The organism is Methylobacterium sp. Leaf106 (assembly GCF_001422895.1).
Taxonomy (GTDB): Bacteria; Pseudomonadota; Alphaproteobacteria; order Rhizobiales; family Beijerinckiaceae; genus Methylobacterium; species Methylobacterium bullatum.
This window is the reverse complement of the sequence record NZ_LMNB01000001.1, coordinates 453,762-478,086: the sequence shown is the minus strand read 5'-3', so window position 1 is coordinate 478,086 and position 24,325 is coordinate 453,762. Positions and strand designations below refer to the sequence as shown.

Genomic DNA, 24,325 nt, shown 5'->3' with positions numbered 1-24,325 from the left:
CAGATCGATCCGATCTGACGTCACGAGATCTTCCAGCCGGAATGGATCGCGACGATTCCGCCGGACAGGGGCCGGTGGGTGACGTGCTTGAACCCGGCGTCTTCGATCATGCCGGCAAATCGACCAGGGGTCGGGAATTTGCGGATGGATTCCACGAGGTACCGGTAGGAATCCGCATCGCCGGCCACGCTCGCGCCCAAGCGAGGAATCACGTGGAACGAGTAGGCGTCGTAGATCCGGTCAAGGACGGGCAGATCGACTTTTGAGAATTCCAGGCAGAGGAAGCGCCCGCCGGGCTTCAGGACGCGGCGTGCCTCGGCCAGGGCCAGGTCGATCCGGGGAACGTTCCGGATGCCGAAGGCGATGGTGTAGGCGTCGAACGCCTCGTTCGGCAGGGGAAGCGACTCGGCATTCGCGGTGACGAAATCGATCCGGCCGTCATAGCGGTGGCCGGCCCGCTCCGCACCGACCCGCAGCATCGACTCGTTGATGTCGAGCACTGTGACATGGGTTTCGGAGCCCCCCGCCTCCAGGCAGCGGAAGGCGATGTCGGCGGTGCCGCCGGCCACGTCGAGATGGTGGAAAGGCCGGTTGCGCGGTGGCCGCAGCATCGAGATGAGATGCGACTTCCAGGCGCGGTGGAGCCCGCCCGACATCAGGTCGTTCATCAGGTCGTAGCGTTTCGCCACGGAGCGGAACACGTCGTCGACACGCCCCTGCTTCTCGTCGAGCGCAACCTGCTCGAACCCGAAATGCGTGCTGGTCTCGTCCTTCGATCGCTCGGCCGAACTCATGTCACCATCCTCTTGCGCGAGCGTCATAGCGAAAGCCGGCACGGATCGCCATGTGCCGGGTTAGGCAGGTGCATGACGATCGGGTGGCGGATGCCGCTCTTGTCATGTAGGCGCCGTCCCCGATCCAGAGCCTCGCCCCCCTCCATGCCCGAACTGCCCGAAGTCGAAACCGTCCGTCGCGGTCTTTCCCCCGTCATGGTGGGCGCGACGTTCTCCCGTGTGACCCTGCGCCGGCCGAACCTGCGGTTTCCCTTCCCCGAGCGCTTCGCACAGCGGCTCGAAGGCGCCACGGTGACCGATCTGGCGCGACGGGCGAAATATCTCACCGCCGGTCTCGACACCGGGGAGACGCTGATCCTGCATCTCGGCATGAGCGGGCGCTTCGACGTGGCCTTGCCGGACGGCCGTAACGTCTCGCCGGGAGATTTCTACCTCGAAGGGGCGCTCGGCAACGCCAAGCACGATCATGTGGTGATGGCGATGTCGAACGGCGCCACCGTCACTTACAACGACGCGCGACGTTTCGGCTTCATGGACCTCGTGCCGACCCTGGACCTCGCCGGCTGTAAGCATTTCGCCGCGATGGGGATAGAGCCGCTGAGCGAAGCCATGAGCCCGGAGAGCCTGGCGCTCCTCTTCCGCAACAAGATCACGCCGCTGAAGGCCGCTCTCCTCGATCAGCGGCTGATTGCTGGTCTCGGCAACATCTATGTCTGCGAAGCGCTTCACCGCGCGGGACTGCACCCCGAATTGCCGGCGGGAATCCTGGCAAAGGAAGACGGGCGGCCGACGACGAAAGCGCGGTTGCTCGCGCGGATGATCCGCGACGTACTCACCGAGGCCGTCGCCGCCGGCGGGTCCACCCTGCGCGACTACGCCCATACCGATGGCGGGTCGGGCTCGTTCCAGCATGCGTTCCGGGTCTATGACCGCACGGGCGAGCCCTGCACCACGAAAGGCTGCGGCGGCACCATCGCGCGGATCGTGCAATCGGGACGGTCGACCTTCTACTGTGCCACCTGTCAGCCTGCGAAGCCCGGCAAACCTACTGTTCGCCGGGCCTGACTCGGTATTACCAGCCGCGACGCTCTTCCGGATCCGGCTTGCGCCCCTGCGGGGTCAGCCCGTCGATGACGCCCGGAAGCGCTTGTGCAAGTTGCGACAGCAGATCATCGCGGGAGAGCCCGGTGCGGCTCTGCAACGTGTTCACTGTGTCCGAACCGAGGGCGTCCGCGAGCCGGTTCGGCTCCACGGGCTGGTTCTGTCCATGCCCGATCCAGGAACCGATGGCGTCGCCGAGACCGCCCCGCTGGAGCCGGTCGATCAACCCGTCGAACCCACCGAGATCGTCGCCCTGCTCCTGGTCGAGGCGGCTGTAAGGCCCCGCGCCGGAGGAATGGCCCTGATCGCGAGAGCCCTGGTAGCCCTGGCCGCCGCCGGGTCCGTCGAGCATCCCCGACAGGTCGCTGAAATCGCCTTCGGGCGACGATCCGCGCGATCCGCCGCCATGGCCGCCCCGGTCTCGGCCCTCATTGTACGGGTCTTGATTGAAGCCGCCCTGGTCGCCGTCGTCATAGGGTTCGGGCGGCCCGCGCCGGCCTTGCTCCATATCCGGCGGGCCGCCCCGACCGCCGCCGAGGATATCGCTCAAGCCGCCGCCGCCCTTCTGCAGAAGCAGCATCAGCAAAGCCTGGACGATGGGCGACAGGGAGCCTCCGAGCGCGCCGCCACTGGAACCGCCGCCTTGCTGGTGATCGCTGCCCCGGCCGCCTCCGAGGACGTTACCGAGCACACCGCCGATGACCTGATCGAGCAATCCCATGGTTGTTCCTCCTGAGCAGCGAGCCTTGACGGCGAATTCTATTCCCGGCGTCCGCCGGTCCCGGCGCGGTCGCGCGCGGGCAGATGATCGAGTGGGTTGGTCCGAGAGGTCTTTCCGTCATCCTCGGTGACAGCCGTCGAGGGGCGGATGGCGCTCGGCGGCTTCACGTCGCCGATGGGCTTCGAACCGGCTGTCTCGCCCGATCGGGTTTCGGACGGCACGTCGGCAGCCGTCGGTTGGTCGCGACGATCGGAGATCGCCTGGGCGGGCGCGGTCTGCACCAGGAGGATTCCGGCAGCGAGGAGCAGGCTCGCCCGGATAAGAGGTTCCTTGCGCATGGGATCGCTCCGTCGGTTCGAGGCATGGGGGCGACAGGTGAAGGGCCGCCGTCACATGCTTCTCCAAGCCCGAGCCTAGGCCGGGGGTTCCGACGACGATGCGTGTTTCAGTCGCGCTTGCGCCCGCCACCGCCCTTGTATTTCGGCTTCTGGCCGCCGAGCCCCTGCGTCGAACGCGGCTTCGGCCGCTCGGCCCAGAGCGGCGCCTCGCCCCCGACCGGTAGTTCCCGGTCGGTACCCGGCCCCATATTGTCGAGGCTCGGCTTCGAGATGCGACTCCGCTTCGCGCCGTACTTTCCGGCATCGCGCTCCACGTCACCCTGGCGCGCCATTGGATCATCCGAGAGCAGGAGTTCCGTCGCCTGCAGGCGCTTGAGCTCGTCGCGCAGGCGCGCCGCTTCCTCGAAATCGAGATCGGCGGCGGCCGTGCGCATGCGTTTCTCGAGATCCGCGATGACGGCCTTGAAGTTATGGCCGATGGTGACGGCGTCCTTGGCGAGCCCGGTATCCACCTTGACGTGGTCGCCCTCGAAGACACTGCTGAGAATGTCGGAGATGCCACGCTTCACACTCTGCGGCGTGATGCCGTGCTCCTCGTTATAGGCGAGTTGCTTCAGGCGGCGACGCTCGGTCTCCGCCATGGCCCGCTCCATCGAGCCGGTGATGTTGTCCGCGTAGAGGATGCAGCGCGCATCGGCATTGCGTGCGGCGCGGCCGATGGTCTGGATCAGCGAGGTCTCGGAGCGCAGGAAGCCTTCCTTGTCGGCGTCGAGGATCGCCACGAGTGCGCATTCCGGGATGTCGAGGCCCTCGCGCAGCAGGTTGATGCCGATGAGCACGTCGAACGCCCCGAGCCGCAGGTCGCGGATGATCTCGATCCGTTCCAGCGTGTCGATGTCCGAATGCATGTAGCGCACGCGGACGCTGTTCTCGTGCAAATACTCGGTCAGGTCCTCGGCCATGCGCTTGGTGAGCGTGGTCACCAGGGTGCGGTAGCCGGCCTGGGCCACTTCGCGCACTTCGCCCAGCAGATCGTCGACCTGCGAACGGGCAGGGCGGATCTCGATGACCGGATCGACGAGGCCGGTGGGGCGGATGACCTGTTCGGCGAAGACGCCGCCGGTCTGCTCCATCTCCCATTTCGCCGGGGTCGCCGAGACGTGGACCGATTGCGGCCGCATGGCGTCCCATTCCTCGAACCGGAGCGGGCGGTTGTCTAGGCAGGAGGGCAGGCGGAAGCCGTATTCGGCCAGCGTCGCCTTGCGGCGAAAGTCGCCCTTATACATGCCGCCGATCTGCGGAACCGTGACATGGCTTTCGTCGGTGAAGACGATGGCATTGTCGGGCAGGTATTCGAACAGCGTCGGCGGCGGCTCGCCGGGCTTGCGGCCGGTGAGGTAGCGCGAATAGTTCTCGATGCCATTGCAGGCGCCCGTCGCCTCGATCATCTCGATGTCGAAGGTGCAGCGCTGCTCGATCCGCTGTGCCTCGATGAGCCGGCCCATCTTGGTCAACTCGTCGACCCGGAGCTTCAGCTCGGTCTTGATGCCCTTGATCGCCTGCTGGAGCGTCGGGCGTGGCGTAACGTAGTGCGAGTTGGCGTAGACCTTCACGAATTTCAGGTCGTTGATCTTCTTACCGGTGAGCGGATCGAATTCGGTGATCGACTCGATTTCGTCGCCGAACAGGCCGATGCGCCAGCCGCGATCCTCCAAGTGGGCGGGCCAGAGTTCGATCACGTCGCCACGCACTCGGAAGGTGCCGCGGGCGAAATCGGACTGGATGCGCTTGTATTGGAGAGCCACGAGGTCGGCGACCAGTTGGCGCTGCTCGATCCGCTCGTTCAGCGACACCGTGAACGACATGGCGGTGTAGGTCTCCACCGAGCCGATACCGTAGATGCACGAGACCGACGCGACGATGATGACGTCGTCGCGCTCGAGCAGAGCGCGGGTGGCCGAGTGGCGCATCCGGTCGATCTGCTCGTTGATCGAGGATTCCTTCTCGATGAACGTATCGGAGCGCGGCACATAGGCCTCGGGCTGGTAGTAATCGTAGTAGGAAACGAAATACTCCACCGCGTTGTCGGGGAAGAAGCTCTTGAACTCGCCGTAGAGCTGCGCCGCCAGCGTCTTGTTCGGCGCCAGGATCAGGGCGGGGCGCTGCGTCGCCTCGATGATCTTGGCCATGGTGAAGGTCTTGCCGGAGCCGGTGACGCCGAGCAGCACCTGATCGCGCTCGTTCTTATTCACCCCTTCCACCAGTTCGGCGATGGCGCGCGGCTGATCGCCCGCCGGCTCGAACTCGGATTTCAACGTGAAGGCGAGGCCGCCCTCGGATTTCTTCGGCCGCTCCGGGCGATGCGGCGCCCAGGTCTTGCCGTCCCGGAACAGCGGGTTGCCTTCGGTGAGGAGGCGCGACAGGGCGTCCACCGTGGCGGACACGCCGTCACTGGCCAGCGAACCCTCATCCTCGTTCGCCAGCGCCTCGGGTGCCGGACCGTCTTCCGGCGGCGTGATCCCCAACGCCTGCGCAAGGCGTGGGTCGACCTCGGCCGCATCGCCGAGGGTGAACCCGGCCTGCGGCGCTTCACCGAAACCGCCGGGGGGCGATGCGGCTTTCTTGGGCCTGCCGGGCTTCTTCGGCGGAGCCGGCGGCGTGGGATTCTCCACGGCGGGCAGCCGGTTGCGGTTGAGCGCCGGGCTCAGCAGGGCCGCCAGATGCTCGTCGAGCGGTTTCAGCTCGGGCTTCGAAGCCTTCGCCGAGGAGACGCGGGGTTTGTTCGCAGGAGGCATGGGTGGAATATGGCCCCGCGGAACGAAAGGGGAAAGGGCGGCCCATCGCTTCGCGACGATCAGGAGCGAGACCCATCATGACGACGACGTCGAACCCGATCCATCCGCAGGCGCGGATCGGCCATGTCCATCTCAAGGTCGCGAATCTCGACCGAGCGCTGGCCTTTTATTGCGGAGTGCTCGGCTTCACCCTGAAGGCTCGCTATGGCACCCAGGCCGCCTTCATAGCCGCCGGGGACTACCACCACCATATCGGGCTCAACACGTGGGAGAGCGAAGGCGGCAGCCCGCCAGCGCCCGGCACGACCGGCCTGTTCCACCTCGCCATACTCTACCCGACGCGGGCAAGCCTGGCCGACGCACTGCGCCGACTCGACGAAGCCGGCATCGCCCTCGACGGCGCCAGCGACCATGGTGTCAGCGAAGCGCTCTACCTGCGTGATCCCGACATGAACGGTGTCGAACTCTACCGGGACAGACCGGAAGCGGACTGGCCGCGTGACGCGGAGGGCGGCCTCACCATGTTCACCCGCCGCCTCGACCTCGCCGATCTCCGCGCGGCTGGAGAGCATTCATGAGGAGCGGCAAACCGTTAGGCGGCAACCCTCCGGTGTGCTACCTGCTTATTCAGACGGTGCCACCCTCGGTGAGGGTGGCTGAGGCGAGCATGACGGCACCAGACCGTCGCCGCCTCGACGCCCCTCGCTCGAGCAAGGCCGAAGGCCGCGGGAGCGCGCCGGCGGCGGGTGGAAATGAGTAGCGATCCCACCTGTCCCATTGCCTGATGCGAGCGAACTTATGAAAATCCGGACCGGCTACACGATCGGCTACGACACGTTCGGCCCGACGCCGATCACCTTGATGCTCAACGTCCATCCCTCGCGCGCGGGAGACCTGCTGACACCGGAGACGATGACGATCGAGCCGCCGGTGGAGGCCCATAGCTACCTCGATCCGTTCGGCAACGTCTGCACCCGCATCCTTGCCCCCGGTGGCCGAATCACGGTGTCGGCCGATTTCATGATCGAAGATTCCGGCGAGCTGGACGAGCTCGTACCCGAGGCGAAACAGCATCCGGTGCAGGATCTGCCGGACGACGTCATGCCGTTCCTGCTCGGCAGCCGCTACTGCGAGACCGACAAGCTCTCGAACATCGCCTGGGGTCTATTCGGGACCACACCCGAGGGCTGGGCACGGGTCCAGGCGATCCACGATTTCGTGCATCGGCACATCAAGTTCGATTACCAGAAGGCCGACGCCACCCGTACGGCCTACGAGGCCTATACCCAGAAGATCGGCGTCTGCCGCGACTTCACCCATTTGGCCGTGGCCTTCTGCCGCTGCATGAACATCCCGGCGCGGTACTGCACCGGCTATCTCGGGGATATCGGCGTGCCCGTGGTGCCGCCGGGTGACTTCTCGGCTTGGCTCGAAGTCTATCTCGACGGGCGCTGGTTCACCTTCGACGCCCGCAACAACAAGCGCCGCATCGGCCGCATCCTCATCGCGCGCGGCCGCGACGCCACCGACGTGGCGATCTCCACGAGCTTCAGCACGGCCCTGCTCGCGAGCTTCGACGTGCATACCGACGAGATCAGCGAGACCGGTGAACTGACACCCGTCGCCTGAAGCGGATCCGCGCCGGATCGACATCCGGCCTCCCGCGTTCCGATAGACACATTCCCTCCTCGGCCGGTCCCTCCTTCGGATGGGCCGAGGAGGAATGCACCTCTATTGGAGACAGCATGTCGGACAGGATCAAGGGTACGGCGCTCATCGCCGGTGCGAGCGGCATCGTCGGCAACAACCTCGCCCGTCACCTCGTCGCCGAGGGCTGGAACGTCCTGGGTCTGGCGCGCCGGCCCGTGGATATCGAGGGTGTGACCCCGGTGACGGCGGACCTCACCGATCCTGCTTCCCTGCTGGCGGCCTTGTCGGACCTCGCGCCGACGCATGTGTTCATCACCACCTGGATGCGGCAGGCGACCGAGGCCGAGAATTGCCGCGTCAACGGCGCCATGGTGCGCAACCTCCTCGACGCCCTGCAATCCGCTCCGTTGCGCCACGTGGCCCTGGTGACCGGCCTCAAGCATTATCTCGGACCCTTCGAAGCCTACGGGAAGGGCACGCTGCCGCAGACGCCGTTTCGCGAGGACCAGGACCGCCTGCCGGTGGAGAATTTCTACTACGTACAGGAGGACGAGGTCTTCGCTGCCGCCAAGCGCCAGGGATTCGGCTGGAGCGTGCACCGTCCGCACACCATCGTCGGCTATGCCCTCGGCAACGCCATGAACATGGGTGTGACGCTGGCCGTCTACGCCTCTCTGTGCCGCGAGACCGGACGTCCGTTCCTGTTCCCGGGCTCGCCGCAGCAATGGAACGGCCTGACCGACGTCACCGATGCGCGGCTGCTGGCCCGTCATCTCGCCTGGGCTTCCACCGATCCCGCCGCGGCGAACACCGCGTTCAACGTGGTCAACGGCGACGTCTTCCGCTGGTCGTGGATGTGGGGCCGCATCGCGGAATGGTTCGGCCTCGAACCGGCTCCCTATCCCGGCTCGCCGACCCCACTCGAGGAGCAGATGGCGCAGGACGGGCCGGTCTGGGCCGAGCTGGCGAAGCGCCATGGCTTGGTCGAGTCCGATCTCGACCGTCTCGCCTCCGCATGGCACACCGATGCGGATCTCGGCCGTCCGATCGAGGTTGTCACCGACATGGCGCGCAGCCGCCGGCTCGGCTTCCTCGATTATCAGCCCAGCGACGACAGCTTCCTCGACCTGTTCGGCCGGCTGCGGGCCGAAAAAGTCATTCCCTGAGACAGCATTCACTGAGACAGAAAGTGACGATGCAATCCGAAACGCCGGCCTCGCCCACCCCAGCGCTTCCAGAACTCGACTCGGAGACCCTGGCCTTCGCGGGCCGGGTCTTTCAATACGCGCGAGCGGGGCATGTGGACGAGTTGGCGGAACTGTTCGCACAGGGGCTCCCGGCGAACCTCCTCAACGATAAGGGCGACAGCCTGCTGATGCTGGCCGCCTATAACGGGCAGGTCGAGACCACGCGCCTCATCCTCGACAACGGTGGCGACCCCGAACTCTCCAACGACCGCGGACAGACGCCACTCGCCGGCGCAGCCTTCAAGGGCGACATGGCCATCGTCGAGCTGTTGCTGGAGAAGGGCGCCACTATCGACGGCACCGGAACCGGTACGCGTACGGCGCTGATGACGGCGGCCATGTTCAACCGCACCGAAATGGTGGAACTGCTCCTGTCGAAAGGCGCCGACCCAACCAAGCGCGACGGAAACGGGCAGAGCGCCGCCGATCTCGCCCGCTCCATGATTGCTGCGGATACCCCGTTTCAGCTCGAGGCCGTCGAACGACTCGCCCGACTCGTGATCGATTGAGCCGGGTTTTCATGATTCACCAGGGGCGAAGCGGCATGACATCTCGGCTTTCGATCGCGCGCGCGTCCTCCCTGTCCCTGCTGGCCGGCACGCTGACGCTCACTCCAAGTGCGCACGCCGAGGAATGGCCGATGTTCGGCCGCGACCATACCAACCGGCATTTCTCGCCGCTCACAATCATAGACCGAGGCAACGTCGCCAAGCTGCGCCCGGCCTGGATCTTCCAGACAGGGATCACCGGCTACTTCCAGGCCGAGCCGGTGGTGGTGGACGGCGTGATGTATCTCTCCACCACTCAGAACCACGTGGCTGCCCTGGAGGCGAAGACCGGCCGGGTGATCTGGACCTACACCCACAAGGCCCGGACGGAGAAGATCTTCGGCCCGCCCTCGAATCGCGGTGTCGCAGTCTCGGGCGGCAAGGTCTTCGAGGCGACCATGGACGGGCGGGTCATCGCTCTCGAGGCCAAGACCGGAAAGGTCTTGTGGGACCATGAGGCCGTCCGCCCGGAGGAGGGCGAGTCCGAAACCGCCTCCGATCTCGCCGGAACGCTCGGCGCGGGTGCGATCCAGGGATCGAGCCGGCTCGGGTTCAAGATGCCGCCCCTCGTGGCCGACGGGCTCGTCATCGTCGGCGTGGCCGGGGCCGGTTACGGCCTCCACGTGGAGGACGAGAAGGGCGGGCTCGACGGCGGCGCCGTGGTCGGGATCGAAGGCGGCTACGGACGCCGCGGCTGGCTCGCCGCTTACGATGCGGCCACCGGCGAGGAGCGCTGGCGCTGGTACGTCACCAAGGAGGATGGCTGGGAAGGCGGCTTCGCCGAGAAGACCGCCGATGGGGTGCCGCTCAACCGCGACATCGCCGCCGAGAAGGCGGCCGCCCCCCGGCAGAGGGAGGCCTGGAAGGTCGGCGGTGGCTCGCTCTGGATGACCCCGGCCTACGATGCCGATCTCGGCCTGATCTATGTCGGCACGGGCAACCCCGCACCGCAGAATTTCGGCCTCTCACGGCCTGGCGACAACCTCTACACGATGAGCCTCGTTGCGCTCGACGTGAAGACCGGCACGCTGCGCTGGTACTATCAGCAGGTCCCGCACGACGAATGGGGCTACGACGTCGCGAGCCCGCCCTTCCTTCTCGATTACCCGACGCCCAAAGGGCCGGTAAAGGCGGTCGCAGAGGCGAGCAAGACCGGCTGGCTCTACGTTCACGACCGGGCGACCGGCACGCTCCTCGGCAAGTCCGCGCCGCTGACCACGCAGAAGAACCTCTACGCACCGCCCACAGAAACCGGAACCGTGGTCAGCCCCGGTCCCCTCGGGGCGATCTCCTGGCATCCGGTCGCCTTCGATCCGACAACGAGCATGGCCTACGCCCAGGTCCGGCACGGCGCGACCACCTACACGGTGAGGACCGTCCCGGCATCGAATGGCAGGCCGCAGATCCGCTTCACCGAAACGAGCGAGGCGAAGGGAGAGCCCTCCTTCAGCACGCTCACGGCCATCGACCTCGCCAAGGGCGGCGCGATCAAGTGGTCGGTCAAGGCGGGAAGCCGCCTTTCCGGCGGCACGCTCGCTACCGCCGGCGGTCTCGTTTTCTCCGGTGAGGAAGACGGACATCTCGACGCCCATGACTCTGCCACTGGCGAGATGCTGTGGCGGTTCCAGTGCGGCGCCGGGATCGGCGGGCCGCCGATCACCTATTCACTGGACGGCCGGCAATACGTGGCCGTGGCGGCCGGCGGAGCTTCGTTCACCAAGGGCTCGGGCTTCGGCACCGGCGACGCGCTCATCGTGTTCGCCCTGCCGGACTGACGGGCTCTCGTCATTTTGCATGCTTGCCTCGACGGACTTCACATCGCCTTTAAAAGCGTGGCGCATTCGGCCGCGGCGACGCCATGCCGAACCTCCCTCCTGCAAGCTTGGCCTGCAAGGCTACGAACCACCGTGGTAGGGGTTCGAGAATCGGCATGATCGAGGAGACGGCGTACGACGGACGCCAGCTTGCGATGACCGGGCGAAGCGTATTTGCCCAATGGCGGGAAGCGATCACATGAACCCCAACACCCGGCGCTGGCTCATCAGTAGCGTCTTCGGCCTGTTCGTGGGCTGGGCGATCGGCGGGGTGATCTTTCCCGCCCTGACCGCCCTCATCGGTATGATGGTCCGACCCAACCCCGGAATTCGGGATGCCGCCATACCCTTGCCGGGACCGGCTTTAGACATGCTGCCTTTCCTCGCCATCGGTCTTCAGGCCGCCGTGGTGATCGCCGTGACGCTCCTCCTTGCCCGCGTGGGCGATGAGCGTCGACGCATCGGCTGGGGCTGCCTCGCCGTCGGGGGTGCCATCCTGCTGAACGGTATCGTCCTCCTGGCGGTCACGGGCGTCCTGGGCTGGCTTCTCGATCGGAACCCTGGCGGCGCCAGCGGTGATGAAGCGAGCGTCGGCTTCTTCCTGTTGCTGTTGAGCCTGCCCTACGCCCTGCTCTGCATCGCGCTGCTGGCGGGCGGGGCGGTAATTCTGCGCAAGCGCCCGCCTTCGCCGGCGCAGGGAGGAACGGGACGGTCCGGACTGTGATCAGGGCGTGACGACCTCCGCCACCCCTCAAGCGGCTCACCTTTTCGCCGCCGGTCGGATGTGACAGGAGGACACAGGCGGCGTGCCGCTTGCATTGGCCGGCCGAGATCACGGGAGCCCGCACCACCCCATGTCGACCGATGTTTCCGAGACGCGACAGCCCACCGACCGCGGCTCTCCCGTAGTTCGCACGATCGCGATGCCCGCGGACACCAATCCGGCCGGGGATATTTTCGGCGGGTGGCTGATGGGGCAGATGGATCTGGCGGCGGGCAACGTGGCCGCGCGGCGGGCGCGGGGCCGCTGCGCCACGATCTCCGTCGATGCCATGACCTTCCATCGCCCTGTCATCGTCGGCGACGAGGTCAGCATCTATGCCTGGATCGTGAAGGTCGGCCGCACCTCGCTTCGCATCCAGGTCGAGGTCTGGCGCCGCGAGCGCGAAGGCGAGACCACCATGAAGGTGACGGAAGGCCTGTTCACCTTCGTCGCCATCGGCAGCGACCGCCGTCCGAGGCCGATCCCGCCGGAAGTGGAAGAGACCTGGGAGGTGTGAGGTTCGCTCCCGCCGGGAATGAGCGGGACCGACTCACCACCACGACGTGCCGCGTACCAATTCGCCGACGTCGAGATGGTGGGCGATGGAGGCGCCGATATCCGCAAAGGTTTCCCTACGCCCGAGTGACCGGGCGGAAAGACCGGGACCGAAGGCCAGAACCGGCACCTGTTCGCGGGTGTGCTCCGTCCCCGGCCATGTCGGGTCGTTGCCATGGTCGGAAGTGACGATGCAGACATCGCCCTCCGCGAGCTCCGCATGGATCTCGGGCACGCGCGCATCGAAGCGCTCCAGCTCGGCGGCGTAGCCGGGCACATCGCGGCGGTGGCCGTATTCCGTGTCGAAATCGACCAGGTTCAGGAAGACCAGCCCGCCATCGGGGAGGGTGCAGAACGCGGCCAGCGCCGCATCGAGGCAGGCGGCATTGCCGGCCGGTTTGATCTCGCGGCCTGTGGCGCGGTGGGCGAAGATGTCGCCGATCTTGCCGACGCTGACCACGACGCGTCCCCGCTCGCTCAAGCGGTCGAGGAGGGTCTCGCCCGGCGGCTGCGTGGCGAAATCCCTACGATTCGCCGTGCGCCGGAAACCGGTCTCCTCCGAGCCGAGGAAGGGGCGGGCGATGACTCGGCCGATCCGGTAGGGGTCGCAGATCTCGCGGGCGGTCCGACAGAGCTCGTAGAGCCGGTCCAGCCCGAACGATTCCTCGTGAGCGGCGATCTGGAAGACGCTGTCGGCCGAGGTGTAGCAGATCGGCTTACCCGTCCGGACATGCTCTGCCCCGAGGCGCTCGACGATCGGGATGCCGGCGGCGTGGCAATCGCCGAGGATACCGGGGAGTTCGCCCCGTTCGATCAGCATTTGAGTGAGGGCAGGAGGGAAGGCCGGCACCCTGTCGGGGAAGTAGCCCCATTCCTCGGTGACGGGGGCGCCCGCGATCTCCCAATGGCCGGAGGGTGTATCCTTGCCGGGCGCGGTCTCGACGGCATGGCCGTAGGCCCCATCGACCGGACCGGATGGCTCGAGACCGGGCGGGATGCGGCCGCTCGCCCCCTCGGCGGCGAGACCGAGGCCGAGACGCGTCAAATTCGGCAGAGCGAGGGGGCCGCCTCGCAGGCCCTCGCGATCGCCCACACCGGCGGTGCAGGCTTCCGCGATATGGCCAAGCGTGTCCGAGCCCTCGTCGCCGTAGCGGGCAGCGTCCGGCCCTCCGCCGATGCCGACCGAATCGAGGACGATGAGGAAGACGCGCGCCATGGGTCCCGTCGTGTTCAGGCCGGGACCACGTCTTCGGTGGTGGCGCTGTTGAGCTCGAAGGCGGCAGCGAACAGGGCCTTCGTGTACTCGGTCTGCGGCCGGGCGAAGATGGCCTCCGCCGGGCCTTCCTCCACGACCTTGCCGTTCTGCATCACCAGCACGTAGTTCGCCAACGCGCGCACGACCTTCAGATCGTGACTGATGAAGAGGTAGGCGAGCTTGCGCTCCTTCTGCAGGTCGCGGAGCAGGGTGACGATCTGAGCCTGAACCGACCGATCCAGGGCCGAGGTCGGTTCGTCGAGGACGACGAAGCGCGGTTTCAGCACCATGGCGCGGGCGATGGCGATGCGCTGGCGCTGGCCGCCGGAGAACTCGTGCGGATAGCGATCCATCGTCGCCGGATCGAGACCGACATCGGTCAGTGCCTTGGCGACCACAGCGCGCCGCTCCGTGCGCGACGTCACCGCCCCCTGCACGACGAGGCCCTCGGCGACGATGTCGGCCACCGTCATGCGCGGCGAGAGCGAGCCGTAGGGGTCCTGGAAGACCACCTGCATGTCGCGCCGGAACGGTCGCATCGCTCCGGGGCCGAGCCCGGCGATGGACTGGCCGAGGAAGACGATAGGGCCCTCGCTGCCGGTGAGGCGCAGCAGGGCGAGCCCCAAAGTGGTCTTGCCCGATCCCGATTCCCCGACGATCCCGATCGTCTCCCCTTCGCGCACGGCGAGGGACACACCATCCACCGCTTTCACGTGGAAGGTGGTGCGCCGGAGAAGCCCCTCGCGGACCGGGAACCACACCTTGAGCGGACCGGCTTCGAGCAGGCGCGGAGCGTCGTCCGCAACCGGGTTCGCACGCCCCTTCGGCTCCGAGGCGAGCAGGCGCTGGGTATATTCGTGTTTGGGTCTGGCGAAGATCTCGTCCACCGGCCCCGCTTCGACGATGCGGCCGGCGAGCATCACGCAGACCCGCGAGGCGATGCGCTGCACGATGCCGAGATCGTGGGTTATGAACAACATCGACATGCCAAGGCGCTTCTGCAAATCGGCCAGGAGCGTGAGGATCTGCGCCTGGACGGTGACGTCGAGGGCGGTGGTCGGCTCGTCCGCCACCAGCAGGTCCGGCTCGCAGGCGAGCGCCATGGCGATCATCACGCGCTGGCGCTGCCCCCCCGACAATTCGTGCGGATAGGCGCCCATGCGCCGCTCGGCGTCGCGGACGCCGACGAGTTCGAGTAATTCGAGAATGCGGACCCGGGCCTTGCGGCCGGACAGGCCGCGATGAATCTCCAGAACCTCGCCGATCTGCCGCTGGATCGTGTGCAGCGGATTGAGCGAGGTCATCGGCTCTTGGAACACCATGGTGATGTCGGCACCGCGGATCTTACGCAGCTCCGGCTCCGGCAAGGCCAGAATGTCCCGTCCCTTGAACAGGATGCGACCGCCGGGATGGACGGCGCTGCCATCGAGGAGACGCAGGATCGACAGAGCCGTCACCGACTTGCCCGACCCGGACTCGCCGACCAGGGCCACGGTCTCGCCCTTGTGAATCGTGAAGCTCACGCGATCCACTGCCAGCGTCTCACGCTCACGCGAGCGAAAGGCGACCGACAGGTCTTGGACGTCGAGCAGCGTGTCAGTCATCGAGGGAAGGGCACCGGGTCCGCGGAGAGGGGAAGCCGAGGCTCTTATAGCGCGGCGCGATGAGATCGGCGAACGGCGATTGATCCGGCGCCAGACGCCATTACAAACGCCCCGTGACATCCCTCCGCAGCCTGATCCTCGCCTGTTGTCTCCTCGCCGCCGCGCCGGCCTCGGCCGAGGTGGCGACCGAAACCGTGGAGCAGGCGCTCTGCCGCCTCATCGAGGATTCGGCCAGGGTGCGCGGCTTGCCCGTGCCGTTCCTGACACGGCTGATCTGGCGGGAAAGCAGTTTTCGCGTCACGGCCGTGAGCCCGGTGGGCGCGCAGGGTGTTGCGCAGTTCATGCCGGGAACGGCACGCGAGCGCGGGCTGACCGACCCGTTCGATCCCGAACAGGCGATCCCGCACGCCGCCCATCTCCTCGCCGACCTCAATCGCCAGTTCGGAAATCTCGGCCTCGCGGCCGCGGCCTATAACGGCGGCGCGGGCCGGGTCTCGGGCTGGCTCGCCGGAACGGGCGGCCTGCCCGCCGAGACGCGCGCCTATGTCATGGCGATCACCGGTGCACCGGCCGAGGATTGGCGCGGGGGCGCGGCCGTCAACGGAGCCGAGGGGGAGGCAGAAGCCCCCAAGAAGGAATCATCGAAGGCGGAAGCGCCGAAGACCTGCCTGCAGGTCACCGCCGCGTTGCGGATACCCTCACGCGGCGATCGCTTTGCCCTCGGCGGCAACGAGGGGCCGGCCGCCCCTTGGGGCATTCAGCTCGCCGGAAATTTCTCGAAATCCCTCGCCCTCCAGAGCTTCTCCCGCACCCGGAAACTCTACGCCGGCGTGATCGGCGAGGTGCGGCCGATGATCATCGGGACGCGCCTGCGCAGTCGCGGCACGCGCGCCTTCTACCGGGTCCGCATCCCGGCCGAGAGCCGGGCGGCGGGCGATATCCTGTGCAGCCGCATCCGCAAGGTCGGAGGCGCCTGCATCGTGCTGCGCACCTGAATCCGAAAAACCCTTCTTCCGGTCATGAATCCGCCGTGCGGCACGTGTCATTCGGGTCTTCGTTTCCCCGTTTGAGAGATGCATGACCCGCGCCTTCGCCGCCTTCGCCACTCTCGCCTGCCTCGCACTGGCCGCCCTCGGGGTCACGGCCTGTTCGCCCCTCGCCCTCTTCGATGCCATCGGCCCGCGCGACCAAGGCGGCCGGCTCGCCCAGAAGAGCGCCGCCTTCGGCACCCATCCGCGGCAGCGCCTCGATGTCTTCACGCCCGTCGGCGGCGCGGCGGATGCGACGGTCTTGGTTTTCTTCTATGGCGGCTCGTGGAAATCGGGCGCGAAGGACGATTACGAATTCGTCGGTCAGGCCTTGGCGGCCCAGGGTTTCGTCACCGTCATCCCCGATTACCGGGTCTACCCGGAAGTGCGGTTCCCCGACTTCCTCGACGATGGTGCCGCCGCCATCGCCTGGGTCCGCGACAACATCGCCGAATATGGTGGCGACCCGCGCCGCATCGTTCTCGCGGGCCATTCGGCCGGGGCCTACAATGCCCTGATGCTTGGGCTCGATCCGCGCTACCTGCGCAAGGTGGGGGTCGACCCGAAGGTGATCCGGGCCGTGGCCGGTCTATCCGGCCCCTATGACTTCCATCCTTTCGACCAGGACACCTCGCGGGACGTGTTCGGACAGGCGCCCGATCCGGCGGCGACGCAGCCGATCACCTTCGCCGGTCCTCATTCGCCCCCAGCCTTCCTCGCCAGCGGAGACAACGACACCATCGTGCGCCCGCAGAATACCCAGAGCCTCGCGGCGCGGCTGCGCGCGGTGCGCGTGCCGGTGCAGGAGCGGATCTATCCCGGTCTCGACCATGCCGACACGCTTCTCGCCCTCTCGGTCACCTTCCGCTCGAAGGCGCCGGAACTGTCGGAAATGACGACATTCCTCAAGCAATATGCCGGCACTCAACAGCACGTTCGCTCGGTCTCGCGGTGGGACCGTTAGGCGAGCGCCGGATGACAGGGAGACGAGCCATGCGCGACGACGACACGGACCGGCCGAAGCGCACGGTCTCCCATACGATCGGCGAAAGCCTCGACACCCTCTCCCTCGACGAGATCGCCGAACGGATCGCCCTGCTGCGCGCCGAGATCGAGCGGCTGGAATCGGCCCGAACGGGCAAGAAGACCGCCCTGGACCGGGCATCCTCGATTTTCAAACTATAGGCGCGGAAGCTCCGGGCGGGGTCGCGCCCTCCCGCCTCATGGCATCCTCTTTCGCCCCCAGCCGGGCGATGTCGTCGGGCTCGACCGCCTCCAGTCCACGCGCGATCTTCAGCGCCCGCGTCGGCTCGCCGACCCGCATCACCAGGACGATGGTCTCGCGATCGGCGCAGCCGGGCTCGCCACAGGCGATTTCGTTGACGGCGAGGACGTCATCCTCGCCGAGCCCGAGACCCAGGCGAAGCTCGCCTTTGAGCCTCGCCGCATCGGCCGAGCGTGCGGCCGAGCGAGCGCGGGCATCCTTGAGGGAAAAGAACGCCATCAGGCGGCGGCACGCTGCCAGGCGGGAAACGGATCGGGCAGGGCGCGGTACGGCGCCGGATCGAACCGCGTCACATCCTCGGAACCGACCAGGCAGGCATCGAGTGCGGCGGTGATCGCCACGCGATCGAGGCCCGTTCCGATGAAGACGAGTTCCTGGCGGCGGTCGCCCCAGGGCTCACTCCAGGTCCGGGACAAATGGGTGCGCCACTCCGCATCCTCCGGCCAGCGGGCCTTCGGCACACAGGCCCACCACGCCCCCATCGGCGAGACCCGCGCGATGGCACCGGCAAGGGAGAATTCGCCGACCCAGTCCGGCCGCGTCGCCAACCAGAAATGCCCCTTCGCGCGGATGAGGCCCGGCCATGTGGTCTTGGTGAAAGCGTCGAATGCCTCGGGGGCGAAGGGACGGCGGGCGCGGTAGACGAAGGAGCCAATTCCGTATTCCTCGGTTTCGGGCACATGCTCGGCGGCGCCGTAGAGCTCCTTGAACCAAAGCGGGTGCTTCTGCGCCTTCTCTTCGCTGAACAGGCTGGTATCCAGAACCTGATCGAGCGCGACGCGGCCATGGGAAGCCTCGATGATGCGGGCATCGGCATTGAGTCCGCGTATTACCGAGCGGACCAGAGCGAGCTGATCCGCCCCGACATCACCCGCCTTGTTGACGACGACCACATCGGCGAATTCGATCTGCTCCACGAGAAGGTCAACGAGGGTCCTGGCATCCTCCTCTCCCGCGGTCTGGCCCCGGTCGCGCAGGAACGCCGTCGAACCGTAATCGCGCAGGAGACTCACCGCGTCGACCACGGTGACCATGGTGTCGAGGCGGGCGATATCGCTCAGCGCAGCCCCGTCTTCATCGCGGAAGGAGAAGGTGCTCGCCACCGGCAGCGGCTCGGCGATGCCCGTGCCTTCGATCAGGAGGTAATCGAACCGCCCTTCCTCCGCGAGCGTCCGGACTTCGGCCAGGAGGTCGTCCCGCAGCGTGCAGCAGATGCAGCCATTGGTCATCTCCACCAGGCGTTCGTCGGTGCGAGAGAGGTTGGCGCTGCCCTCGCGGATCAAGGCGGCGTCGATATTCACCTCACTCATGTCGTTGACGATCACGGCGACGCGTCGCCCCTCGCGGTTGTTGAGAATGTGGTTCAACAGCGTCGTCTTGCCGGCACCGAGAAAGCCGGAAAGGACGGTGACGGGGAGACGGTGATCGCGCTGGTTCATCGGACATCCATTATGTAATGTAATACCATTACAATTCGTGAGATCGTCCCTGTCAATCGCCGTTCGAAAATCTCTGTCCCCGGGTAGACAGAGGAGGGTCGAAAAGCGCGCTCCGCGTGTTAGGGGAGGGCCATCCCGGCAGAGTCGCGGCAAAGGTGCAGCCGCTGGCCGGCGATCGCCCGAGGATGGAATCCAGTGCGACCCTGGCGAGAAGGACCGGGAGACCGGCGAAGCTACCATCACGGCAACCTCAAAGAGGCGCTGATCGAAGCGGCGCGCCGGTTCATCGCCGAACGTGGTGTGGGCGGTTTCACCCTGGTGGATGCGGCTCGCCTCGTCGGCGTGACACCGGCCGCGCTCTATCGCCATTTCCGGGGTCGCGAAGCTCTGCTGGAGGAGGTGGCCGGCCGTGGCTTCACCGACCTCGCCGAGCGTCTGGCACGCTCACTCACCTCGCGCGGAACACCACTGGAGCGCTTCACCCGAATGGGGGAGGCCTATCTCGCCTTCGCGGAGGAAGAGCCCGGCTATTATGCCGCCATCTTCGAGACGCGTGGCGCCCCGATGACGGCGGAGCAAGCAGCCTCCGACGTCCCGCCGAGGCCCAGCCCCTTCGACCTTCTGCTTGAAGCGCTGAAATCGACGTTTCCGGATGGCTTCGGCGGAGTCGAGCCTCGTTTCGTCGCCCTGGAAGTCTGGGCCCTCTCGCACGGGCTCGCCACGCTCTCGGCCTCCGGCCATCTGCCGAAGGGGCCGGGCATGCCAGATAAATACGAGCTGTTACGCGCCGGCGTGCTGGCCCTCGTCCATGGCGCGGGTCGTCCCCGACACTCGGCCTGACACTCTCTGAAAACGACCCTTGAAACCACCACGTCGCGTTCGCAAGTAAATGTGGTTCACATTAACATCGGAGCTGTGAGCCGTGAGCTTTTCCTCGACCTCTCCCTGGGCCACCGGCAAAGCCTGCCGCAGCGGTCCGTTTCCCCGCCGCTCTTTCGAGATCGGAGCCGTCGTCGTCGCGTTCTTCTACTGGTGGCCGCTGGCGGCGGCCTACATCGCCTGGAAGGTGGCGGGTTACCCGGCATTGTCCGAACTGCGCGGCATGATCGGCCGCGGCTCTGATTGGCAGGCGGGCATGCGCAAATCGCGCTTTGCCCAGGCGTTCGAGGCCGCGGATCTGCGCGGCACCGGTAACCTCGCCTTCGACGATTACCGCCGCGCCGAGCTCGACCGGCTCAACGCCCAGCGCAAGGCGCTGCAGGAGGAGAGCCGCGCCTTCGCCGAGTTCGTAGAGGAACTGAAGCGCGCCAAGGACCGCGAGCAGTTCGACGCCTTCATGGCCAAGCGCAATACGAGCGGCCCGACGCAGAACGTCTGATCGATACCCCATCCGGGGTCACGGAGGGCTTCCGGCAGCGATGCCGGGAGCCCTTTTTCGTTCGTCCAGCGGCCCGATCAATCCTGCAGTTTCTTCAGGTGATGCAGGGCAATGAAATGCAGGCAGAAGCCGAGGATCAGCGCCGTCACGCTCACCGCACCCGGCTCGGTCTGGAAGAACCGCAGCGAGACGCTCCACGCCTCGGCGCGGGACAGGCGGTGGTCATACCCCTCGTAGAGCCGCATCCCCGGCAGGAAGAAGCCGACCATCACCAGGGACGCCCCGAGCGTGTTAAGGAACGTGGCGCGATAGCGGACCCGGTCGTTACGGGCGGACTTGCTCATGGGCGTGCTGTTTCGGATAAGTTTCATCGACGATCCGGACCACCCTGTTTGCCTCGCTCCGACGACCGGGACGCGCCCCCACCGCGTCATGGCCGCGCTTCTTTATCGGATTTTCATGCCCCGGGGGGCCATAAGGGCGGGAGTTCAAAAGTGCGTGGGGTCGGGCCGGTGCCGCTCGTGGCACGGTGGGCCGCTTCTTGGGGGAGTGAAGGCGATGGCGAATACGGACGTTACCGGCGCGGAGATCCGCGCGACGGTCACGGTGGTCGACCATCCCTTGGTCCAGCACAAGTTGACCCTGCTCCGACAGAAGGAGCGCTCGACCAAGGGCTTCCGCCAGATCCTCAACGAGATCGGGATGCTCCTCGCCTATGAGGTCACCCGCGACCTTCCCCTGGAGCGGGTGACGATCGAAACCCCAATCCAGGCGATGGAAGCGCCACAGATCGCGGGCAAGAAGCTGGTTCTCGCCCCGATCCTGCGCGCGGGCGTCGGCTTCCTCGATGGCATGCTCTCGCTGGTGCCCTCCGCGCGCGTCGCTCATGTCGGGCTCTATCGCGACCCCGAGACGCTTGAGGCGGTGGAATACTATTTCAAGGCACCGTCCGACCTCGCCGACCGCACCGTCCTCGTCCTCGACCCTATGCTCGCCACGGCCAATTCCGCCATCGCCGCCATCGACCTCCTGAAGCAGCGCGGCGCGCGCGACCTGCGCTTCGTCTGCCTTCTCGCCGCGCCGGAAGGCGTCGCCAAGCTCCAGGCGAGGCATCCCGACGTGCCGGTCTGGACCGCCTCCATCGACAGCCACCTCAACGACCACGGCTATATCGTGCCCGGCCTCGGGGATGCCGGCGACCGGATGTACGGCACCCGTTGAGACAGTCCTCGCTTACCAACTGCGCCCTTGCCAACCCGCCCTCCGGCCGCACATGACGGGTCACGCCAACCGGAGATGTGATGCGATGACCTCAAGCCCAGACCTGCCAGAGACCATGCGCCAGATCCGGTTCGCGGGAGCAGGTGGGCCGGACGTCCTGAGGCTCGAGACGGTGCCGCTGCCCCAGCCCGGTCCCGGCCAGGTGCTCATCGAAGTGGTCGCGGCCGGCGTGAACCGGCCCGACATCCAGCAACGCGAAGGCAAATATCCGCCGCCGAAGGGCGCCACCGAAATCCCGGGCCTCGAAGTCGCCGGCCGGATCGCGGCCCTCGGCGAGGGGGCTGAGGGCTTCGCCATCGGCGACGAGGTCTGCGCCCTCACCATCAGCGGCGGATATGCCGAATTCGCCGTGGCCGAGACCGGACAATGCCTGCCGCGCCCGGCTCCGCTCTCGCTGATCGAGGCCGCCGGACTGCCGGAGACCTATTTCACCGTCTACAGCAACGTTATCGAGCGCGGACGTCTGAAGCCGGGCGAAAGCTTCCTCGTCCATGGCGGATCGAGCGGCATCGGTTCTACGGCGATCCAGATGGCGAAGCTGCACGGCGCGCGGGTCTTCGCCACCGCCGGCTCGACCGAGAAATGCACGTTCTGCAAGGAGCTCGGCGCCGACGAGGCGATCAATTACCGCGAGACGGATTTTGCCGAGGAGATCAAGCGCCTCACCGAGGGCAAGGGCGTCGACGTCATCCTCGACATGGTGGGCGCGCCCTACCTCGCCCGCAACCTCGCCTCCCTGGCGATCGAGGGACGCCTCGTGCAGATCGCCTTCATGCAAGGCTACAAGGTCGAGAGCTTCAGCATGACGCCGATCATGATGAAGCGGCTTACATTCACCGGTGCGACCCTGCGGGCGCGTCCCAAAGCAGAAAAGGCGGCCATCGCCGAGGGCCTGCGTCGGGACATCTGGCCACTCCTCGCCGACGGCCGGATGAAGCCGATCATCCACGCCACCTTCCCCTTGGAGAAGGCGTCCGAGGCCCATGCGCTGATGGAGTCGAGCGCGCATCTGGGCAAGATCATGCTGACGACCGGGCGCTGAAGCAGGACTTCACCTCGATAGCGGTGCGGCTTTTCCGTCAGATGCCTTCGCCAGGGCCGATCGCGTCGGAACAGGGAGCTCAGCCGTCGCGTTCAAGTCACCAGATGGGACATCAATGTCTCAGGTTGAACATGACGGCCGCACTCGGCCGAGCTCCGAAAGGTTTTCCATGGCAGAACGACTCGACGGCCAGAACGCACGTCAAGGCAAGAAGGGCAAGCCGGTCCTCTACGTCCTGATCGGCAGCCTCGTCCTCCTCGCCATCGCGATCGCCGGTCTGATGACTTGGCAGGGTGCAAATTCCCCGAAGGACTACGCGTCGCAGAGCCAGGACGCCTCCCGCGCTCAAGTTACCGGTTCCGTGAATGGGGCTGGAAACGGAGCGTCGTCCGCGAACACCGGCAACGTTCCCGCTGGCAACCCGGCCTACCCGGCGCCGGCCCAGCCGTCGGCTAACGGTGGCCAGAAATAGGCCAGAGGTCATGTCGGTTCTAACGACCGGCAACGACGACAGCGCGCTACGGCATTGCGGCGGACTTAACCGCGTCGAAGCCGTAGCGTTTTTTTTGAGAAGCGTCGTTGATCTGGCGAGATCACTCGCAAGAAATCTTCGCCCGATGAGCCACGACTCTCACTCTGGGCTTGAGCTTTCCCGGCCTGCCGCCTCTCAGCGGGTCGGAACCGGGACTTCGCCGCGATAATCGTAGAAGCCGCGCTTCGTCTTCCGGCCGAGCCAGCCGGCTTCGACATATTTCACCAGAAGCGGGCAGGGACGGTACTTCGAATCCGCCAGCCCTTCGTAGAGCACCTGCATCACCGAGAGGCAGGTATCCAGACCGATGAAATCGGCCAGCTGCAGCGGGCCCATCGGATGGTTGGCGCCGAGCTTCATCGCGGTGTCGATGGCCTCCACGGAGCCGACACCCTCGTAGAGCGTATAGATCGCCTCGTTGATCATCGGCAGCAGGATGCGGTTGACGATGAAGGCCGGGAAATCCTCCGACATGGTGGAGGTCTTGCCGAGCTTGGCGATGAAGGCCTTGGCGGAGACGTAAGTCGGGTCCGCCGTGGCGATGCCCCGGATCAGCTCCACGAGCTGCATGACCGGAACCGGATTCATGAAATGGATGCCGATGAACCGCTCCGGCCGGTCGGTCGCGGCGGCGAGGCGCGTGATCGAGATCGACGACGTGTTGGTCGCCACGATGGCATCAGGGTTCAGCGACGGGCACAGGGCGGTGAAGATCTGGCGCTTGGTCGCCTCGTCTTCCGTCGCCGCCTCGATGACGAGATCGCAGGGGGCGAGGTCGTCGTAGCTTTCGGCGGCGAGGATACGGGCGACGCCACTGCGCCTCTGCTCATCGGTGATCGTGCCTTTGGAGACCTGACGTGCCAGATTGCCGTCGATCGTCGCGAGCCCGCTATGGATGCGGGCGGTGTCGCGGTCGTTCAGCCGCACGTCCAGCCCGGCCATGGCGCAGACATGGGCGATGCCGCTTCCCATCTGGCCGGCGCCGATGATTCCGACGGTCTTGATCTCGATGGCCATCGCTTGAACTCGCACCCCTGAGGCGCGGCCGGTTCGGCCGCAGAACGCCCGCCTAGCGATCGAGGCGTTGGCACCGCAATTGAAATGCGGCGCACAAAATTCCTAGATCATTTTCTCGCTGAGGTGCAGCCCGGGCAA

General features: G+C 66.5%; 26 protein-coding genes. 16 read left to right on the top strand and 10 right to left on the bottom strand.

The annotated features are described in order from the left end of the window. Window positions 1-20: 20 nt before the first annotated feature. Window positions 21-794 (bottom strand): bifunctional demethylmenaquinone methyltransferase/2-methoxy-6-polyprenyl-1,4-benzoquinol methylase UbiE, encoded by a 774-nt coding sequence (gene ubiE / locus ASF34_RS02420; protein WP_056158898.1) that lies wholly within the window; start codon window positions 792-794, stop codon window positions 21-23. A 144-nt stretch (window positions 795-938) separates the two neighbouring features. On the opposite strand from ubiE, the gene mutM reads away from it, so the two are divergent. After that, window positions 939-1,859, top strand: coding sequence for a bifunctional DNA-formamidopyrimidine glycosylase/DNA-(apurinic or apyrimidinic site) lyase (gene mutM / locus ASF34_RS02415; RefSeq protein WP_056158283.1), 921 nt, complete (start codon window positions 939-941; stop codon window positions 1,857-1,859). Window positions 1,860-1,866: 7 nt separating this feature from the next. Here mutM and ASF34_RS02410 read toward each other — a convergent pair whose 3' ends face one another. From ASF34_RS02410 to uvrB, 3 genes are all read right to left on the bottom strand, one after another. Next, complete coding sequence (locus ASF34_RS02410) at window positions 1,867-2,616, bottom strand: YidB family protein (RefSeq protein ID WP_056158281.1); 750 nt, start codon at window positions 2,614-2,616, stop codon at window positions 1,867-1,869. Between the two features lie 38 nt (window positions 2,617-2,654). Then, window positions 2,655-2,954, bottom strand: coding sequence for a hypothetical protein (locus tag ASF34_RS02405; protein ID WP_056158278.1), 300 nt, complete (start codon window positions 2,952-2,954; stop codon window positions 2,655-2,657). 107 nt (window positions 2,955-3,061) lie between these two features. After that, window positions 3,062-5,749 (bottom strand): excinuclease ABC subunit UvrB, encoded by a 2,688-nt coding sequence (uvrB, locus tag ASF34_RS02400; protein WP_056158275.1) that lies wholly within the window; start codon window positions 5,747-5,749, stop codon window positions 3,062-3,064. Window positions 5,750-5,826: 77 nt separating this feature from the next. Here uvrB and ASF34_RS02395 point away from each other — a divergent pair, with 77 nt between their 5' ends. The 7 genes from ASF34_RS02395 to ASF34_RS02365 all read left to right on the top strand — a co-directional run bounded on the left by ASF34_RS02395 (window position 5,827) and on the right by ASF34_RS02365 (window position 12,288). Next, the gene (locus ASF34_RS02395) at window positions 5,827-6,327 is read left to right on the top strand and encodes a VOC family protein (protein WP_018042641.1); all 501 of its coding nucleotides are present in this window, start codon (window positions 5,827-5,829) and stop codon (window positions 6,325-6,327) included. Window positions 6,328-6,547: 220 nt separating this feature from the next. After that, window positions 6,548-7,378 (top strand): transglutaminase-like domain-containing protein, encoded by an 831-nt coding sequence (locus tag ASF34_RS02390; protein ID WP_018042642.1) that lies wholly within the window; start codon window positions 6,548-6,550, stop codon window positions 7,376-7,378. 128 nt (window positions 7,379-7,506) lie between these two features. Next, the gene (locus ASF34_RS02385) at window positions 7,507-8,565 is read left to right on the top strand and encodes an SDR family oxidoreductase (RefSeq protein WP_026175727.1); all 1,059 of its coding nucleotides are present in this window, start codon (window positions 7,507-7,509) and stop codon (window positions 8,563-8,565) included. A gap of 29 nt (window positions 8,566-8,594) precedes the next feature. Beyond that, entirely contained in the window at window positions 8,595-9,155 is a 561-nt protein-coding gene (locus ASF34_RS02380; protein ID WP_056158272.1) for an ankyrin repeat domain-containing protein, read from the top strand. A gap of 35 nt (window positions 9,156-9,190) precedes the next feature. After that, on the top strand, window positions 9,191-10,969 hold the full coding sequence (locus tag ASF34_RS02375; RefSeq protein WP_244478865.1) for a pyrroloquinoline quinone-dependent dehydrogenase: 1,779 nt from the start codon (window positions 9,191-9,193) through the stop codon (window positions 10,967-10,969). A gap of 238 nt (window positions 10,970-11,207) precedes the next feature. Next, entirely contained in the window at window positions 11,208-11,732 is a 525-nt protein-coding gene (locus tag ASF34_RS02370; RefSeq protein ID WP_043764301.1) for a hypothetical protein, read from the top strand. Window positions 11,733-11,862: 130 nt separating this feature from the next. After that, complete coding sequence (locus tag ASF34_RS02365; protein ID WP_018042647.1) at window positions 11,863-12,288, top strand: acyl-CoA thioesterase; 426 nt, start codon at window positions 11,863-11,865, stop codon at window positions 12,286-12,288. A 33-nt stretch (window positions 12,289-12,321) separates the two neighbouring features. On the opposite strand, the gene ASF34_RS02360 is transcribed toward ASF34_RS02365, so the two are convergent. Together ASF34_RS02360 and ASF34_RS02355 are read right to left on the bottom strand one after the other, a co-directional pair. Next, window positions 12,322-13,542: a phosphopentomutase gene (locus ASF34_RS02360; RefSeq protein WP_056158266.1), complete on the bottom strand. Its 1,221-nt coding sequence runs from the start codon at window positions 13,540-13,542 to the stop codon at window positions 12,322-12,324. Window positions 13,543-13,556: 14 nt separating this feature from the next. Further along, on the bottom strand, window positions 13,557-15,185 hold the full coding sequence (locus ASF34_RS02355) for an ABC transporter ATP-binding protein (RefSeq protein WP_056158264.1): 1,629 nt from the start codon (window positions 15,183-15,185) through the stop codon (window positions 13,557-13,559). A 113-nt stretch (window positions 15,186-15,298) separates the two neighbouring features. Here ASF34_RS02355 and ASF34_RS02350 point away from each other — a divergent pair, with 113 nt between their 5' ends. The 3 genes from ASF34_RS02350 to ASF34_RS02340 all read left to right on the top strand — a co-directional run bounded on the left by ASF34_RS02350 (window position 15,299) and on the right by ASF34_RS02340 (window position 17,398). Then, a complete protein-coding gene (locus ASF34_RS02350; RefSeq protein ID WP_018042650.1) occupies window positions 15,299-16,180 on the top strand; it encodes a lytic transglycosylase domain-containing protein in 882 nt (293 codons plus the stop codon). Between the two features lie 82 nt (window positions 16,181-16,262). After that, window positions 16,263-17,177: an alpha/beta hydrolase gene (locus tag ASF34_RS02345; protein ID WP_056158261.1), complete on the top strand. Its 915-nt coding sequence runs from the start codon at window positions 16,263-16,265 to the stop codon at window positions 17,175-17,177. A 29-nt stretch (window positions 17,178-17,206) separates the two neighbouring features. After that, window positions 17,207-17,398: a DUF1192 domain-containing protein gene (locus tag ASF34_RS02340; protein WP_018042652.1), complete on the top strand. Its 192-nt coding sequence runs from the start codon at window positions 17,207-17,209 to the stop codon at window positions 17,396-17,398. Here the strand turns inward: ASF34_RS02340 and ASF34_RS02335 are convergent. Together ASF34_RS02335 and zigA are read right to left on the bottom strand one after the other, a co-directional pair. Next, complete coding sequence (locus tag ASF34_RS02335; protein WP_056158258.1) at window positions 17,388-17,717, bottom strand: hypothetical protein; 330 nt, start codon at window positions 17,715-17,717, stop codon at window positions 17,388-17,390. The two genes, ASF34_RS02340 and ASF34_RS02335, sit on opposite strands and share 11 nt — an antisense overlap. After that, a complete protein-coding gene (gene zigA / locus ASF34_RS02330; protein ID WP_056158255.1) occupies window positions 17,717-18,937 on the bottom strand; it encodes a zinc metallochaperone GTPase ZigA in 1,221 nt (406 codons plus the stop codon). The genes ASF34_RS02335 and zigA overlap by 1 nt, the downstream gene beginning before the upstream one ends. 195 nt (window positions 18,938-19,132) lie before the next feature. Between zigA and ASF34_RS02325 the strand changes: the two genes are divergently transcribed. Together ASF34_RS02325 and ASF34_RS02320 are read left to right on the top strand one after the other, a co-directional pair. Then, complete coding sequence (locus ASF34_RS02325; RefSeq protein WP_018042655.1) at window positions 19,133-19,777, top strand: TetR/AcrR family transcriptional regulator; 645 nt, start codon at window positions 19,133-19,135, stop codon at window positions 19,775-19,777. Between the two features lie 82 nt (window positions 19,778-19,859). After that, on the top strand, window positions 19,860-20,315 hold the full coding sequence (locus ASF34_RS02320; protein WP_056144279.1) for a DUF2852 domain-containing protein: 456 nt from the start codon (window positions 19,860-19,862) through the stop codon (window positions 20,313-20,315). Between the two features lie 77 nt (window positions 20,316-20,392). Here the strand turns inward: ASF34_RS02320 and ASF34_RS02315 are convergent, their stop codons facing one another. Next, window positions 20,393-20,659, bottom strand: a complete 267-nt coding sequence (locus ASF34_RS02315; RefSeq protein WP_018042657.1) for a hypothetical protein — start codon at window positions 20,657-20,659, stop codon at window positions 20,393-20,395. Between the two features lie 214 nt (window positions 20,660-20,873). On the opposite strand from ASF34_RS02315, the gene upp reads away from it, so the two are divergent. The 3 genes from upp (at window position 20,874) to ASF34_RS02300 (ending at window position 23,110) form a co-directional block, all read left to right on the top strand. After that, window positions 20,874-21,536 carry a uracil phosphoribosyltransferase gene (upp, locus tag ASF34_RS02310; protein ID WP_018042658.1) on the top strand — a complete coding sequence of 221 codons (663 nt, stop codon included), beginning with the start codon at window positions 20,874-20,876 and terminating at the stop codon, window positions 21,534-21,536. 85 nt (window positions 21,537-21,621) lie between these two features. Continuing rightward, a complete protein-coding gene (locus tag ASF34_RS02305) occupies window positions 21,622-22,638 on the top strand; it encodes an NAD(P)H-quinone oxidoreductase (RefSeq protein WP_056158252.1) in 1,017 nt (338 codons plus the stop codon). Window positions 22,639-22,807: 169 nt separating this feature from the next. Beyond that, entirely contained in the window at window positions 22,808-23,110 is a 303-nt protein-coding gene (locus tag ASF34_RS02300) for a hypothetical protein (protein ID WP_056158250.1), read from the top strand. 195 nt (window positions 23,111-23,305) lie between these two features. Here the strand turns inward: ASF34_RS02300 and ASF34_RS02295 are convergent, their stop codons facing one another. Then, entirely contained in the window at window positions 23,306-24,187 is an 882-nt protein-coding gene (locus ASF34_RS02295) for a 3-hydroxybutyryl-CoA dehydrogenase (RefSeq protein WP_018042661.1), read from the bottom strand. Window positions 24,188-24,325 lie beyond the last annotated feature (138 nt).